15 protein-coding genes are annotated in these 15,969 nt (G+C 35.3%); 7 read left to right on the plus strand and 8 right to left on the minus strand.

The window, feature by feature from the left end:
• Positions 1-51: 51 nt before the first annotated feature.
• The 7 genes from ERK18_RS02585 to ERK18_RS02615 form a co-directional block, all read right to left on the minus strand.
• Positions 52-1,026, minus strand: coding sequence for a serine hydrolase domain-containing protein (locus ERK18_RS02585; protein WP_187154157.1), 975 nt, complete (start codon positions 1,024-1,026; stop codon positions 52-54).
• Positions 1,026-2,333 (minus strand): D-alanyl-lipoteichoic acid biosynthesis protein DltD, encoded by a 1,308-nt coding sequence (gene dltD / locus ERK18_RS02590; RefSeq protein ID WP_187154158.1) that lies wholly within the window; start codon positions 2,331-2,333, stop codon positions 1,026-1,028. Before dltD ends, ERK18_RS02585 begins: the two co-directional genes overlap by 1 nt.
• A complete protein-coding gene (gene dltC / locus ERK18_RS02595; protein ID WP_038524744.1) occupies positions 2,326-2,565 on the minus strand; it encodes a D-alanine--poly(phosphoribitol) ligase subunit DltC in 240 nt (79 codons plus the stop codon). The genes dltD and dltC overlap by 8 nt, the downstream gene beginning before the upstream one ends.
• Positions 2,566-2,593: 28 nt before the next feature.
• Positions 2,594-3,838, minus strand: coding sequence for a D-alanyl-lipoteichoic acid biosynthesis protein DltB (gene dltB, locus ERK18_RS02600; protein ID WP_187154159.1), 1,245 nt, complete (start codon positions 3,836-3,838; stop codon positions 2,594-2,596).
• The gene (gene dltA, locus ERK18_RS02605; protein WP_187154160.1) at positions 3,838-5,352 is read right to left on the minus strand and encodes a D-alanine--poly(phosphoribitol) ligase subunit DltA; all 1,515 of its coding nucleotides are present in this window, start codon (positions 5,350-5,352) and stop codon (positions 3,838-3,840) included. Before dltA ends, dltB begins: the two co-directional genes overlap by 1 nt.
• A gap of 15 nt (positions 5,353-5,367) precedes the next feature.
• Positions 5,368-5,520, minus strand: a complete 153-nt coding sequence (locus ERK18_RS02610; RefSeq protein WP_084605792.1) for a teichoic acid D-Ala incorporation-associated protein DltX — start codon at positions 5,518-5,520, stop codon at positions 5,368-5,370.
• Between the two features lie 113 nt (positions 5,521-5,633).
• The gene (locus tag ERK18_RS02615; protein ID WP_187154161.1) at positions 5,634-5,951 is read right to left on the minus strand and encodes a hypothetical protein; all 318 of its coding nucleotides are present in this window, start codon (positions 5,949-5,951) and stop codon (positions 5,634-5,636) included.
• A gap of 562 nt (positions 5,952-6,513) precedes the next feature.
• Between ERK18_RS02615 and cbpB the strand changes: the two genes are divergently transcribed.
• The 3 genes from cbpB (at position 6,514) to ERK18_RS02630 (ending at position 9,854) form a co-directional block, all read left to right on the plus strand.
• Entirely contained in the window at positions 6,514-6,999 is a 486-nt protein-coding gene (gene cbpB / locus ERK18_RS02620) for a cyclic-di-AMP-binding protein CbpB (RefSeq protein ID WP_187154162.1), read from the plus strand.
• A 278-nt stretch (positions 7,000-7,277) separates the two neighbouring features.
• Complete coding sequence (locus ERK18_RS02625) at positions 7,278-7,850, plus strand: hypothetical protein (protein WP_187154163.1); 573 nt, start codon at positions 7,278-7,280, stop codon at positions 7,848-7,850.
• A gap of 135 nt (positions 7,851-7,985) precedes the next feature.
• Entirely contained in the window at positions 7,986-9,854 is a 1,869-nt protein-coding gene (locus tag ERK18_RS02630) for a heavy metal translocating P-type ATPase (protein WP_187154164.1), read from the plus strand.
• Between the two features lie 74 nt (positions 9,855-9,928).
• Here the strand turns inward: ERK18_RS02630 and ERK18_RS02635 are convergent, their stop codons facing one another.
• Complete coding sequence (locus ERK18_RS02635; RefSeq protein WP_187154165.1) at positions 9,929-10,606, minus strand: CPBP family intramembrane glutamic endopeptidase; 678 nt, start codon at positions 10,604-10,606, stop codon at positions 9,929-9,931.
• A 231-nt stretch (positions 10,607-10,837) separates the two neighbouring features.
• Between ERK18_RS02635 and ERK18_RS02640 the strand changes: the two genes are divergently transcribed.
• The 4 genes from ERK18_RS02640 (at position 10,838) to amaP (ending at position 15,969) form a co-directional block, all read left to right on the plus strand.
• Positions 10,838-11,929, plus strand: coding sequence for a YdcF family protein (locus ERK18_RS02640; RefSeq protein ID WP_390885851.1), 1,092 nt, complete (start codon positions 10,838-10,840; stop codon positions 11,927-11,929).
• Between the two features lie 98 nt (positions 11,930-12,027).
• Positions 12,028-14,373, plus strand: coding sequence for an ABC transporter ATP-binding protein/permease (locus ERK18_RS02645; RefSeq protein WP_187154167.1), 2,346 nt, complete (start codon positions 12,028-12,030; stop codon positions 14,371-14,373).
• A 158-nt stretch (positions 14,374-14,531) separates the two neighbouring features.
• Positions 14,532-15,257, plus strand: coding sequence for a glucosamine-6-phosphate deaminase (locus tag ERK18_RS02650; RefSeq protein ID WP_187154168.1), 726 nt, complete (start codon positions 14,532-14,534; stop codon positions 15,255-15,257).
• Between the two features lie 157 nt (positions 15,258-15,414).
• Positions 15,415-15,969, plus strand: coding sequence for an alkaline shock response membrane anchor protein AmaP (gene amaP / locus ERK18_RS02655; protein WP_187154169.1), 555 nt, complete (start codon positions 15,415-15,417; stop codon positions 15,967-15,969).

Genomic DNA, 15,969 nt, shown 5'->3' on the forward strand with positions numbered 1-15,969 from the left:
CCTATGGTGACACAACAGAATTTTAGCATGCAATTAACCAAAAAACAAGTTTCAACCAACTATATTTGCACTGTCAGCCTTACGGCCAAGCAGTTCGAGCATGATTTGATTAATTTGACTTTTCAACTGGTTAAATTCACCTTCACGTGTTTTATTAGATTGTATTATTACTATCGTTTTGGCATCATTAGTACTGCGCATGAAAGTATAATAACCCTCTCCTGCACCATTAGCCGTTTTAGTTTTTAATTTTATATTATTATAAAAACCGCCATTATAATAAGCCGGTGGCCCAGACTGGTATAGTAATTTACGGCTCTTTTGGGTTAACAAACTGCCAGAAAGCAGGTATCGTATTACTTTTGCTAGGTCATGATTGGACATCACTATTGAGCCAGCTCCTAATTCATTACGAGCCCCCCTTAATGCAACCTTATGCTTAACCACGTCATAGCGACCTTTGCGGTAAATCATTCCAGGTACTAAATGACTGGAAATAATTTTACCTGGTTTTGACCATAAGAATTCTGTTTGTCTCAGCTTTAAGGGCTTGATATATGTATCACGGAATAACTGCTCGTAGCTTTGTCCAGTTACTTTACTCATAATGCCGCATAAGTACACATAATTCAGTGAACTATAGTGCCACTTATTTAATAAATCAGGTTCAAAAATAGTTTTAGCTGCATCATGCTGAATATTATCAGAGTCAGAAACAAAATGCTTTCTGCCCAATTTTGCTCCTGGCTTAAGATCAAGGCCTGCTGTCATAGCTAACAGATTTTTAATTTTGACTTTTTGTGCCCCAGAAATTTGCGGATAAAATTTACTCAATTTATCCTGCAGGCTTAACTTGCCTTCCTGCACGAGCCGCATAATGATTGCAGCCGTCATAGATTTCTGTACAGAATTGATTAAATAACTAGTGTCAGTATTATTGCCTAAAGCATAGTTAAGCATTATTTTGCCATTTTTAATGACTAAAATTGAACCCTTGATTCCTAAGGCATCAATTTGCTGGCGCACTATTTTCCTTTTAAAGATTCTTTTGAATTGCCATTTAGCGGATTTTCATCTGTCAAACTAATCTGATATGGCTTTTTTTGCCACTTTCTGCTGTAAAAATAGTTATGAATATTATAATTACGTGGCAGATCACTTTGCGCCATGAATGGCTTTACTGCCTTGTCAACAGCTACCCAGCCGCGCCAGCCCAGGTGAATAGTATCTTCCATGAAATACTTTTCACCACCGCGCTTGGATAAATCGGTAACGTTATCAAAACCTTGACTAGCCAGTTGATACTTAATCTTAGAAACAGCCTTCTGGTACATTGTTTGTGATAAGCCCGTGTAATTAGACCATTTTTCATTAATCGGCGGGATAATGAACAGCACATTGGTATGCTGCTTGGCAAATTGGTTCAACATCAATTCAAAATCGCTGTATTCTACCGATTTAGTGTAATTAAAATGACGTTGACTATCTTTTAATTTGGCTAATAAGCGTTTATTCAAGCGTTTTTTGAAGAAACGATTGTTAATACCAAAATTATTAGAATTGGTGTTAAGTGCAGCCTGCTGACTTGCTACTTTATCTAAAGCCTTGATTGAATACGTATTCGGCAATAGCTTGGCCTGCTTGTTAATCTTTTTAATGCGATCGCGCAATTGGAAAGTGCTGAAGAATTTATCCTCATTGGTAAACATGCGCCGTTGATTTTCTAGGTAAAAGCGCTGAAATCCCGTTAATTTTTGCCCTCGGGCAATCCTTCTCATACCGAGCTTGATAACGCCCTTCACTTCCGGCATCTGCTGAAAGCGTTTGGCCGCATAGCGGTTAGTCACCGTGTCTTTTTTAATTCCTAAGAGAAAATTACAGGCTTGCAGCGGTGAATAATACAGCGCGAAGGCATCAGGTTTTTGCCCCTTTTTAGTAAACCACTGTGGTGAAACAATGACTACGGCTTTTTTGCCTTTGAGCTGTTTAGCAGTCCCCTGCATTTCCAAAAAATGTGCTAAGGATTGACTGCCCGGTCCGCCTAACAAAAATGGCCGGTAACTGCGATGATACTTTTGCGCAATTACACTGGGATGCAATGGATCAAGCCGTGACAATTCACTTGAACCATAAAAAGGCACATAACCATCTTTATAAGCATCTTGTTTCATTAAAGAGCCCTTAAAAATAGTATTAGTTTGCGAATTAGCCGCCTGATAAATGGCATCCTTAGAAAAAGTCTGCTCCCATGGCATTAGAAAGATGACCAGCAGCAAGATAAAAGCGCAAAGAACCGGGCCGAAAATTTGCCACAGTCGGCGTTTGTTACTCATTTTCTAAATTTTCCACCTTTGCCACAATTTTATTGGGCGTATCCCATTCATTTCTGTCAAATTCAGAAACTGGTACATCAATTTGGAATTTTTCCTGCAAATTTAACAGCATTTGGACACTGGCCATTGAATCCATTAGACCGTTGGCAAAAATATTCTCATCCATTCTGTCTGTTAAATCTTCACCAGTTAAATCTTGTAAAATTGCTAAAACTTCTTTTTTGGTATCCATGTTAAAACTCCTTAAATAAAATCATTGCCTATTGCCAGCCAAACCATAACTGACTGAGAAAACCTGAAAAAATCAGGAAACTAAAACAAACTACATTAAAAGTGACAAAAATTGCCAGCCATTTCGTATATTTATTTGATGGCAGCTTATCTTTGTGCTTCTTTTTAAACCGCAACCAACAATCATTGATGATGATGGCAAAAGCATGGAACAAGCCATAAACAATATAATACCAAGTTAGTCCATGCCAAAAGCCCATCACTAGGAATAAGAGCAGGTAAGCAGCCTGCGACAGCCTGACCGGATTCTTGAACAGCTTTTTCTTCATCGCAAAGAAGGTAAAGCGCATGTAGATGTAGTCCCGGAACCAGAAGGACAGGGTCATGTGCCAGCGATTCCAGAATTCTTTGATGTTTTGCGAAATAAACGGCTTGTTAAAGTTCATTGGGGTGTGAATACCCATAAAGTAGGAAATCGACACTGCAAACAAGGAATAGCCCGCAAAGTCAAAGAATAAATACATACTGTAGCAGTACATATAGGCTACTACCCACCAGGAAAGTTTCAACCCGCCCACAGCTGTACCTGTAATTAAAGCAGCCCGGGTAATTCGAGGTAGCCAATAAGTACCAAAGAACCAGCCAAGAACAAATTTATATAAGAATCCTTGAAATAAATAGCGGGTTGCCAGCTCTAAATCATTTAGGTACTGCTTACGCTTTGGCACTATGTCGCATTCTTTGGCAAATCTGCGGTAACGATCAATTGGTCCCGAAGAAATGGTCGGAAAGAATAAGAGAAAGCGTAAATATGTTCCCAAATTAAGTTCTTTAATAGCGCCATCGCGCACTTCCATCACGACCTGAACTGTCTTAAAGGTCAGATAAGAAATACCCAAAAAAGCCAACACTCCTGGAATTTTAGCTTGCGGAAAAGCAGTCTGCAGTTTGACTAAAACCAGGGGTACAATTGCCAAAATTACAGCTAGGTAAAAGACCCATGTTCTATTTTGACTGTTCTTGCGGCGACGATAATAAAGATAGCCATAAGTGACTAGCAGCTGAAACAAAATATAGATGATTAAACTAACGCCCTGTTGCCATTTTTCACCATCAAAAATGAGGAATAAGAAAACTAGTGAGAATACAACCTCATATATTTTTAAGCGGTGACCCCAATACAGTCCGATGATAATAGGTATTAAGCCAATCATCAAATATACGAAATAATGCGGATTGGAATAAGGCTGCAAGTTAATGAAATTAGTGTTCACTACTCGTTGACCTCCTTAATGACGGCCTTAATATCAACTTTACCATTTTGCGAGACCGGCAATGTTTCACGGTAAACATAGCGCTGTGGAATCATATATGGCATCAATTCTTTAGCTAAATCTGCTCTGATCATCTTAGTAATTTCTGCTTCAGAATACTTTTCTGTCACGCCATCTTTGAGTTTAATTTCGGCAACTATTTGCTTGACTGTATGATCTTGGTTGTATTTAGGTGCGGCTACGCCGTGATCAACTAACTTGTTCATACCAATATAATGGTTAATTTCTTCTAATTCTATGCGATAACCGTTGAACTTGATTTGAAAATCGATTCTGCCCCGGTAAAAAAGCATATCCTGGTCGAAGAATCCCTCATCTCCTGAACGGTGGCTTGGATATTGGTCACCCGGATTTTTAAAGAAAGCCTTGGCCGTTTTTTCCGGATTATTCATATAGCCTTTAGAAGTACTTGGCCCAGTAATAATAATTTCACCTTCATCAGGCTGGTCACCTTTAGCTTTATCAATAATAATTTTGGTATCTGCTTTAACCTTGCCGATTGGCAAACGATCATATTTCTTTAAGACAGCGTCAGTAATTTCTACCTGAGTAACTGCGACTGTGGTTTCAGTCGGGCCATAAGTATTAAAAATTCGCGCCTTGGGGAATTTCTTTTTTAACATTACCACTTCGTTATGTGGCAGTTCTTCACCGCAAAACATGAAATGAGTCAAGTTTGGATGGTGCTTTTCGTCAAAGGTTTTATCTAAAAAACACATTTGGGCAAATGACGGCGTTGAGACCCAGACATTAAATTGTAGTTTAGGCAAAGTCTGGAACAATTGAGCAAAGTTTTGCGTAACTTCATGCGGTAAAGCCACCAACTTTCCTGCCCCGACTAAAGCAGGATAAAGACTCATGACTGAGAGGTCAAATGAATACGGTGCTTGAGACAAAAATGCTGGATGTTGGGGCAGATCAAAGTCCGTCATTTCCCAGTTAATAAAACTGAGCAGGTTATTATGACTAATTTGCACGCCTTTAGGTTTGCCACTGGTGCCTGAAGTAAAAATGACGTAAAAATTATCATCACCTTTAACAAAGCTGGCAGGATCAGGTTCAAAATCTCCCTTTTCGACATCGGCAGGATGCACTACTTTAATTGGTGGCAAATCAATTTCAGGCAGTTCATCAATTGCTAAAATTGCTTCAGCATGAGAAACTTCCTGGATCATAACAATTCTTTCAGCATTAGAGTAACTGGCAATGGGAATATAAGCATGTCCAGACTTGACACAACCCAAAAAACTGGCGATCATTTCAAAATCCTGCCCGCCCCAGATCATTACTGGACTCTGAGGAGAAAGATTTAAACTTACAATTTTATGAGCCCATTCATCTGAGCGCTTTTTTAAATCACCATAAGTATTAGTTTTACCTAAATAGTCATATGCTATGCGTTCAGGTTCTGCTTGAGCAACTGCATCAATTTTTTTAATTACATTTTCAATCATATTATTGTACCAGCTTTAAAATTCATTGTAGATAAAGTGAACAGATGTTAAGCCACTATATTGGTACAAATAAATTAGTACCATTAAAATGACGCAATAGATAATTGTCGTCAAAATAAACTTACCAATACGTTTAGCGTGTGAATCCGTTTTTTCTTTTTTAGTCATAATTTCATATCTTTCTCAATATTAATAAAATGTACTATCGAATATAGTACTACTAAAGATTTGCAACTAAAAAAAACCTTTTAAACTTTTACCAAATTTAAATATTTTCCTTATTATCCGTTATTCAGCTTTCGGCAATCATTATAAGCAAAACAAAGCGGAATTAGAATTATAAATGAGCCAAAAAGCACTGTAAGTATTAATAAGACAAAAATGTTTGTTGGTTTTAACCAGCGTTCGCTTTGTGCGGTTGTCAAAATATAAACAGCAAATAAGACTGTAAAAACGAGTTCCCCTAAAAGCGTGTATCCTGAAGCACCTTGACTAAACATCTGATACAGCCAAAGCCAAGCAGATGCCGGCAACAAACAAAGCCAGCCAGAAAAACGTAGCCAAAAAATGATCTTTTTACGATAATCTTGTTTTCCCATTTTTCTCCTTAAAATTTCAATTCTTTTTTTAAATAAAGTAAAACTAATTATAACAAGGAGTTTTGCAACAAACAATTTTGTAGTTACTTAAAATTTGCATTTTGAGATTTTCGTCATACTTTTTTCACATTTTATAGTTATACTATAATTGTGATATAGGAAAGATATTCATTTTTCTTATATCACACTCAACTTTTTGTTTTTCATTCATACTCCTCCAAGTATAATAATGAAAAAACCGAAATGACTTTACAGGTCATTTTCATATCTATCCCTTTCGACTCACGTGCGTTACGTGAGTTTTTCTATGGTCTTAAACTGTTCTAAAGAAATTCTTTACCCTTTTATAAGAGATTTTCTAACTTAACTTCATATTTTAGAGTTATTATTTTTTATGTAGTAAGCGAAAGCAATACTTACTACATACTCCCACTTTTTTATTTCATTCATTCTTACTCCTTCAAAGTAGATGAAAACTAACAGGCTCGCAGATCTTGCGGGCCTTTTTTCTTTGTTATAGTATAAATTTAGCTACTTATTACTCTATGAAAGGTTATATTTAATGTTCTCACCCACAATAAAACATTTACTGGAAGAAAAGTCAGGCTCATTCATTATTCCTGCTTCCCGCATTGCATTTGTCGAAGATGACAACCCTTTGTACCATGCTTTTATGATTCTAACTCGTGTAAAATACTCAAAAATACCAGTACTTGACCGCCAAAGCCGTGTTGTTGGCTTACTGAGCTTAGCAATGATCACAGATAAAATGATGGAAACTGATAGGATTTCACTTGAACCTTTAAATAAATTATTAGTTCGTGATGTTATGCAAACCAAATTTGATAAAATCAACTTTGTTCAGACTACCTTGGAAACTCAACTTCATTTGTTAGTTGACAATGCTTTTTTGCCTGTGGTTGATGACGATGGTGTTTTCCAAGGACTATTAACCAGACGTGAATGGATTAAAGCTTTTAATTACATTTCTCATAATTTTGAGAAAGAATATAAGGTGATCCCAATTACCAAAGATAAGCTGTTATAAAATATACTTAAAATTTATTTTTGTTTATTCCTTTTTAGTGTACTTTATTACAAATTAAGTTATAATAATAATTAATAGGGAGATACCGGTACTTTTATTTGGTAATCCAGCTATTTGGTTAATACAATGTTAAAAATTGATTTCAATTTTATATTTATTATATATACATATTTATTAATTATAATCATTTTGCTTTTAAAATTAAATAGCGCTTTGCTGAATTAGTTAACAAGAATCAATAGATACTCCTTAAATAATCAGAAAAGAAGAACACTATTATGGCAAGTAAAACAATTTCTGCGCATTTGACATTTTTGATACGCGCAATTATAAAAAATTGGACTTACCCAAATGATCAAGAGCTTTCACTTGAAGAGAAATCTGATTTGGTGTCCCAACTAAAGGAGCTGGCACAAAACGCAAATAATATGGAAGAAGCGGCTAAAATCACTGATGCGTTCTATAAAGACAAAGTTACAAAACGTTTTAAATCAATGGATTCCAATTTTTCCTGGATCTTTATAATATTGCAGCATGAATTGGTATCAGCTACTCGTTTGCATGCCCTTCTTCTAGATTTGGCTCACGAAGAACATTTTTCAGAAAAAGGAATTGCAAAAATTAACCATTATTTTGCAGAAACTGATGACCATGGTGACAATGACAACTTTATTACAATGTCATCTACAGATATAATTGATTCTTTAGGACGGACTAAAATTTTTCATATTCAACCCTCTAAGGATGAAAATGATTTCCCTGAAATTAAAAATTCTAAATTTACGTCTAAAGCTAAGCCAGTAAAAACCGAAACTCAGTTCAACAAGATTATTAAACTAAAAGATCACTAAGTTAAAGAAGGTAAAATTACCTTCTTTTTTTATATTAATTTGCATCTAATTTAGACTTATTCTAAATAAAATTGAGTATTTAGTGTTAAAATAGAAAACATAATAATTAGTTTAACTTACGGGAGGCTACTATTAATGAGTTTTAAACGCCAATGGAAATTTATTCTTGTATTAGCAATTGGGATATTAGGTCTTTTTTGCCAATTCGGCTTAAAGACCAAAAGTCTTTTTCAAATAGGAAACTTGCAGTTCCCTATTCAAGCAGTATTAATCGATATTGTGGGTATAATGATGGCAATTTCCTTACTTGCCGAAATTGCCAGTGATTTTAAATCAGGACGCTATGGTGTTGATATTTTAGCTGTTATCGCAGTTGTTTCCACTATATTGATTGGTGACATTTGGGCTGAATGGATGATTTTAGTCATGATGACTGGTGGCCAAACATTAGAAGACTATGCTACTGGACAAGCAGATAAAGAATTACGCTCTCTTTTAAGCAATTCACCTACTATTGCCAACAAAATTGTGAACAATGAACTCGTTTCTGTTGACGTTGAACAACTAAAAATTGGAGATCACGTTTTAATCAAACCAGGTGAACAAGTTCCAGTTGATGGTAAAGTAGTTAGTGGTGAATCAAGTTTTGACCAGTCATCATTAACAGGAGAATCTGTGCCGGTTGCTAAAAAAACCGGCGATGAATTAATGTCTGGCTCGATTAATGGCAGCGTGGCGGTAGAAATGGCTGTCACTAAAAAAGCGAGCGATTCTGAATATCAGACAATTGTTTCACTTGTCGAATCATCGCAGGCAAAACCGGCCAAGTTTGTAAAAATGGCTGACCGCTACGCTGTTCCATTTACCATTATTTCCCTGGTAATAGGAATCGCTGCCTGGATCCATTCGGGCAATCCTGTGAACTTTGCAGAAGTCATGGTTGTGGCTTCACCTTGTCCATTACTAATTGCCGCACCAGTTGCACTGGTATCCGGCATGAGTTCCATGTCCAAGCATCATATTATAGTTAAGTCCGGTCCCACTTTAGAAAAACTGGCTACAGCAAAAACTTTTGCTTTTGATAAAACAGGTACTTTAACTGAAAATCAGTTGGTAATCGATGAAATAATACCTGCCAATAATAGTAGTTATAGTCCAGAAACCCTGCAAAGTTACGCTACCAGCGTTGAACAACAATCTAGTCATATTATCGCTAATTCACTGGTCAATGTAGCTGATAAGAACCTTTTAAAACCGGCTACAAATATCAAAGAATCAACTGGTCAAGGCATTAGCGGCATTGTCGAGGGACATTTAGTGAAAGTCGGTAAGTTAGACTATGTTAACCCACACGAAAAAGCTGCGACAGTCAATGCTACTGCAGTTTATATTTCAATTGACGATGAGTATGCCGGTTACATTACATTTAAAGATCAAGTTCGTCCTGAAAGTGCTGAGACAATAGCACGTTTGAAACGTCAAAGTGGCGCACATATTATGATGTTGACTGGTGACCACAAAGATGTAGCTGATAAAATTGGAGAATCTGTTGGTGTCAACGATATTCGTTACGGTTTATTACCGGCTGAGAAGATAGCCGCTATTAAAAATGTACCTCAAGAAAAGCGACCCGTAGTCATGACTGGTGACGGCATTAATGACGCTCCTAGTTTATCAGCTGCTGATGTTGGTATTGCTATGGGAGCCAAAGGTGCCTCTGCTGCCAGTGAAAGTGCAGATGCGATTATCATGGTTAATGATTTATCTAAAATTAATGATGCCGTGGCAATTTCTAAACATACCATGAAAGTTGCTAATATTGATGTGCTAACCGCTATTACAATTGTAGTTATTATTGAACTGATTGCATTTACTGGTATTATCCCTGCTTTTTGGGGTGCCATTTTGCAAGAAGTTGTTGATATGATTTCGATTAGCCTAGCCCTTTTAGCAAAAACTACTCCTAAAAATCCAGAACAAACAGGAATTAGCACTACAAATTAACTTTCAAAAATATTCTTACATTAAAAAAGCCTGATAAACTGCGTTGCCTATTAAGCATCAGTTTATCAGGCTTTTTATACGAATCCTAATGCATTAAAAATCATATGAGATAAAATTGAATAGCGCAAATCTCTGGTACTTGTGTAGACCCAGGCTAATACACAACCTAATGCCCAATAAACCAATATATATTTCGTAAATCCAGGATCATGAACATATCCAAACATAAGTCCACTAAAAAGAATACCTAACCATTTATTTAAATTAGTATTTTTATAAAAGAAAGTGTTAAGGAATAATCCGCGAAAAATAAATTCTTCAAATATTGGACCTATAAATATCACCATTACTGGAAAAAAGTTTCCTGCTTGGTGAGAAAATTGATCTAAAAGATTCTGATTAGTTGAAGTCTGCTCCGAATTAAAGCCCAGTGCCAGTTGTATGGTTGCACTGACTATAATCAACACTATTACGCCTAAAAGGGAAAACAATATTTTCTTAAGCTGCCAATGCGGTCTACTATTATAATTGCGCTCGTTATTATGTCGCAACTGCAGATTATATAAATAAAGCACTATTGATAAGGCTATTATCGTAATTAGCGCAGTTAGAAGTGTAAAGGAAACATTTTCTAAATGCAGTTCTTTACTTAACCTGTAAGGATAAAAATAAAACTGTTGCACTAAGCTATAAATTATAAAAGAGACTACTATTGTAATTACATTCCCCAAAAAATAGAAAAATTTCTTCATTCATGCCACCCTTTTCAAACTGTAAGTAAAAGCAACTTTGATTAGTTTTTTGTACAAAATATCGTCTTAACCTGGAACAGATCTGATTTCGCTATTAAAGTTCAAATATTTCACTTATGCTGTTCAGCTATTTCCCGGGAAATAACTTTATTATTCTATCATATTTTAATTTACTATGACTTTTTATTCATCTTTATTATAATAGACTTAGTTTTATACCTAAGGTAGGATATTATGATTAGATTTTTTGAAGTATTAAACCAAAACCGTTCGTTTATAATTCTTTCACTTATTATGCTTGCAACTTTTGCAGTTTTTTTAATTTCTTGGCTAAAAGAACCTAGAAGATTGCTTAATGGCATTCTTTTCACTATTTTTTTACTGGCATTTGGTGTTTGGCTGACTGTGATGATTCTCTCTACCAGTTTAAGACCACTCATACTGACATATGAAATTCTGATAGTGCTATTCATAGCAACAATTACTTTGTTAGCAGCTTTTTCGTGGCTATTTTTCTTATGGAATGCCTATATCGTTTGGAAACGTGAAAGTCATACCCTATCAAATTTATTAACTCTATTTATTGGTATTGGCATAATTGTTGTTTGGCTAGTTGCTCTAGTTGGACCTTTTAGAAATTTACCCTCTTGGGTTAGAATTTTATTATATGCACCGACAGCTATTTTGGATTACCTTCTCTTTGTAGCCTATAACTTTTTAGTAAATTTAACTTTTTATCAAATTGTTCCTAGGCAATATAACCAAGACTATTTAATTGTTTTAGGAGCTGGACTGGCTCACGGTGAACAAGTCACCCCACTATTAGCCAGTCGTATTAATCGTGCTATTCAATATGCTCAAAAGCAAGTTACTAAAGGACGGAAAATGCCCACATTAATTATGTCTGGCGGTAAAGGCGGAGATGAGAAAGTTTCTGAAGCTCAAGCAATGACTGAATATGCAATAGCACGTGGTATAGAACCAAAAGACATTTTATTAGAGGATAATTCCAAAAATACCTACCAAAATATGAAATTTTCAGCCGAAGTAGCTGCAAAAGATTTCGGCAGTAAAAATTACAAGGCAAAATTTTTTAGCAATAATTACCATATTTTTAGAGCTTCTCTCTATGCAAAAGCAGCTGGTCTAAATGCAAATGGTGTAGGATGCTATACTCGTCTTTACTTTCTGCCTAATGCAATTGTGCGTGAATTTGCTGCAGTTTTACTGTTAAAAAAGAAACGACATCTAATTGCCATATTTTTAATCATTCTTTTCTTTGCTATTTATGCTCTATTTGATTTTACTGGCATTATCCACTAAATAATTTAAATTTTTTGATTAACATATTTTGGCGTTGCTCTTTCATAAATGTTAAACTATCTGTTATTAATTAATTATTAAAAGAAAGAGAAAAAGATATGCTGCAATTAAAAGATTTACGCAAATCATACCATGTTGGTGATACGGTTACTCATGCACTTGACGATGTTTCTATATCATTTCGTAACCAAGAATTTGTTGCAATTTTAGGCCCCAGTGGTTCCGGTAAAACCACGTTATTAAATGTTGTCGGTGGACTTGATCGCTATGATAGTGGCGATCTCATTATTAATGGCAAATCTACTAAGAATTTCAAGGAAACTGACTGGGATGCATATCGAAATAATTCTGTCGGCTTTGTTTTTCAAAATTATAACTTAATCTCACACTTGTCGATTATTGCCAATGTTGAATTAGGAATGAATTTATCAGGAGTTTCTGCCACAGAACGACACAAAAGAGCAATGGATGCTTTAACTCAAGTCGGTTTGAAAGAACATATTTCTAAAAATCCTAACCAATTATCTGGTGGTCAAATGCAACGTGTAGCTATTGCTCGGGCTTTAGCTAATGATCCCGATATTTTGCTATGCGACGAGCCCACTGGCGCCCTTGATACTGAAACCTCTGAGCAGATTATGAAGTTAATTAAAGAGCTGTCAAAAGACCGCTTGGTAGTTATGGTTACGCACAATCCGAAACTAGCTCAGGAATATGCTACTAGAATAGTTAACTTTCAGGATGGAAAAATTTTAAATGATTCCAACCCTTTTATTCCTAAAGAAGAAAAAGATACTTTTAAATTAAAGCGTACAAAAATGTCATATTGGAATGCTATCAAATTAAGCTTTACCAATATTATGACTAAAAAAGGCAGAACAACTTTAACTGCCTTTGCTTCAAGTATCGGTATTATTTCTATTGCTGTCGTCTTAGCATTATCCAATGGTTTTCAAAAGCAAATTGATACTACCATGAGTAAAGCCTTGGCTAAATATCCTGTGACAATCAACCAAACTGCTACTGATGCCAGTAGTGTTGCAGACCGAGATGAATCTGAAAAGAATGTTAAAAACCGGGGTTATTTAACCGTTGAAAAAGATAAGATGCAGGAATCAACTCATCAAAATAAGATTAATCCAGAATACGTTAATTACATCAAAAAAATAAATCCCAATTATGCTAACAATATTTCCTATCAGCGCGGGATTAACATGAATTTGCTCACTCGCAGCAAAAATAAAATTAAGCGTGTCCAATTCTCTCCTATTTCAACTAGTTCAGATAGCTCTCAAGCAGCTGCACAAATGCGAATGCAAGCAATTAGTGCCACCGGATTAGGCTCATCAGTGTTTCCTACTACACTTAATTCCAGTAAAAGCAATTTCCTTAAAGAAAATTATCAACTTTTGTCTGGTGCATGGCCACATAAGGCTACAGACTTGGTCTTAGTAACAGATAATGAAAACAAATTAAACATTAATATTATTAAAAACTTGGGCTTGAAAGTTAAGGCCGGTGAGAAGTTAAATTATCAAAAATTTGTTGGGAAAAAATTTAAAGTTGTTGACAACGATGACTATTACCAAAAATTGCCAACAGGAATGTTTATTCCGCAAAAAATCAGTAATTCTATGTATGACAACAGTAAAACCCAAATGCAAATTGTAGGTGTCATTAGGCCAAAAGATGAGAATTCTATGGCTCTCCTGTCTTCTGGAATTGCGTACAGCGATCAGCTATCTCAAAAAATCATCAAGAAGAATAAAAAATCAGAAATAGTGCGCGCCCAGAAGAAGGCAGAGCAAAATGTAATGACCGGACAGGATATGAATGCCCGAGAAAAGAAACAGATGCTGCAGTCAATTGGTGGTTCAACCATTCCAACGAGTATAATGATTTATCCTAACGATTTTGATGCTAAAGATAAAGTCCTTGATTATTTAGATAGATGGAATCAAGGCAAAAAGAAGAAAGATAAGATTATCTACACTGACATGTCAAGAGCTGTTACTTCAATGACTGGTGGCTTACTTAACGGTGTTACTACTGTGTTGGTTGCATTTGCTGCCATTTCGTTAGTAACTTCAATGATCATGATCGGTATTTTAACTTACACTTCCGTTCTTGAAAGAACAAAAGAAATTGGTATTTTAAAGGCTTTGGGTGCTCGTAAGAAAGATATCACCAGAGTGTTTGATGCTGAAACATTCATTCTAGGTGTCTTTTCCGGAATTTTGGGAGTAGTAGTTGCCTGGCTGCTAGTCTTCCCTATTAACAGTATTTTGTACTCCATCACAGATTTAGCTAATGTTGCTCAACTTAATCCAATACATGCTTTAATACTAATCCTTATTTCAACTGTTTTGACAATGGTTGGTGGTCACTTACCTGCTCGTATGGCTGCTAAAAAGGATGCTGCTATTGCTTTAAGAAGCGAATAAAACAATTTTAAAAAGTCCAATTAATGTTACATGTGAAACAAACATTAGTTGAACTTTTTATTTACTAAAATCAGTGCCTGCTATTACTACTAAGTTTATTGACAAATTGGCATATACCAATTTATAATTGAGATAACAACTATGGAGGGGCAAATAAAATGAAAGTTATTATCTCAAGTGACAAGACTAGCGGTAGTAAAAAAGGTTTTGCAATATTTAAGAATAGTATCGTAAACGGCAGCAAAGTAATTGGTTTAGCAACTGGATCGACTCCTGTAACTCTCTACCAGGAATGGACCGAGAGTAATCTAGATAACAGCGATTTAATTAGTATTAACCTTGATGAATATGTAGGTTTAACTCCTGATAATGATCAAAGTTATCACTATTTTATGCAAAAGAATCTATTTGATAAAAAGCCATTCAAACATTCATATGTTCCTGATGGTATTAGAGCCATCAAAGATCCAGAAGGAACTTCTGCTGACTATAATAAAATTATCGCTGAAAATCCAATTGATATTCAATTACTAGGATTGGGTCAAAATGGTCACATTGCTTTTAATGAACCAGGTACACCATTTGATTCTGTTACTCATGAAGTACAATTAACAGAGAATACTATTAAAGCCAATTCTCGTTTCTTCAATAATATTGACGAAGTACCTAAATCAGCAATTTGCATGGGTATTGCAAATATTATGTCTGCCAAAGAAATCGTCATTATGGCTTTTGGTGATAATAAAGCTGAAGCTGTTCAAAAGATGGTTGAAGGTCCAGTAACTGAAGAAGTCCCAGCTTCAATCTTGCAAAAGCATAATAATGTTACTCTGATTGTTGATCAGGCTGCAGCAAATAAATTAAGTGCAAAATATTCTAACTAATTAATTTAAATGATATACAAAAAGGCGATGCGTAAATGCATTGCCTTTTTTGTGTGCTGTTTTACAAACTATTATTGTATACATACGGTGCATATTAGTAGTCTGTTAAAATAATCAGTATTATTATTAAGATGAACCCTGAGAGGATGGTGATAAGTTGAAGAGGAGTAAAAAATGGCTATTGGTATTAGGCATGTTATTACTATTACCTGTGCCTTGTTACTTAATATGGGAAACCAGTAGTTTCTGGCAAAAATATTTAAAGATTAAACTACCGCATTTAGGCTCCCTTAATCCAATATTTGCCTGGTATTTAATTGGGATCAGTATAATTGTTTTTATAATACTAATTGTTAGTTTAATTGTCATCCTATTTTGGCCAGTCCAGAGAAACTTTAATTTAATTCATAAACGTGATGGTCAGGTTAAGGTCACTTCAAAAGCTATTAATGGCTATGTAATGAATTCACTTGCCGATTTGCCTTATTTAAATAATGCAAAGATTAGTTCCAAGTTAACAGGACGCCGAATTAAAATTAAAATTGGTGGTGATCTTGGTCCTGGTGAAAACATTGCCGCCCTACTCGACGATTATCTTGAAGAATTAAAAAAGAATTTAAAGCAATTGCTAGGAATTGAACAAAAACCAAAAATCAAAATCAAGTTTATCAATTATCACAAAGGTGATAAACCTGAAAAGCGCGTTCAATAA

Origin of the sequence: Lactobacillus kimbladii (assembly GCF_014323605.1) — a bacterium.
Classification (GTDB): Bacteria; Bacillota; Bacilli; order Lactobacillales; family Lactobacillaceae; genus Lactobacillus; species Lactobacillus kimbladii_B.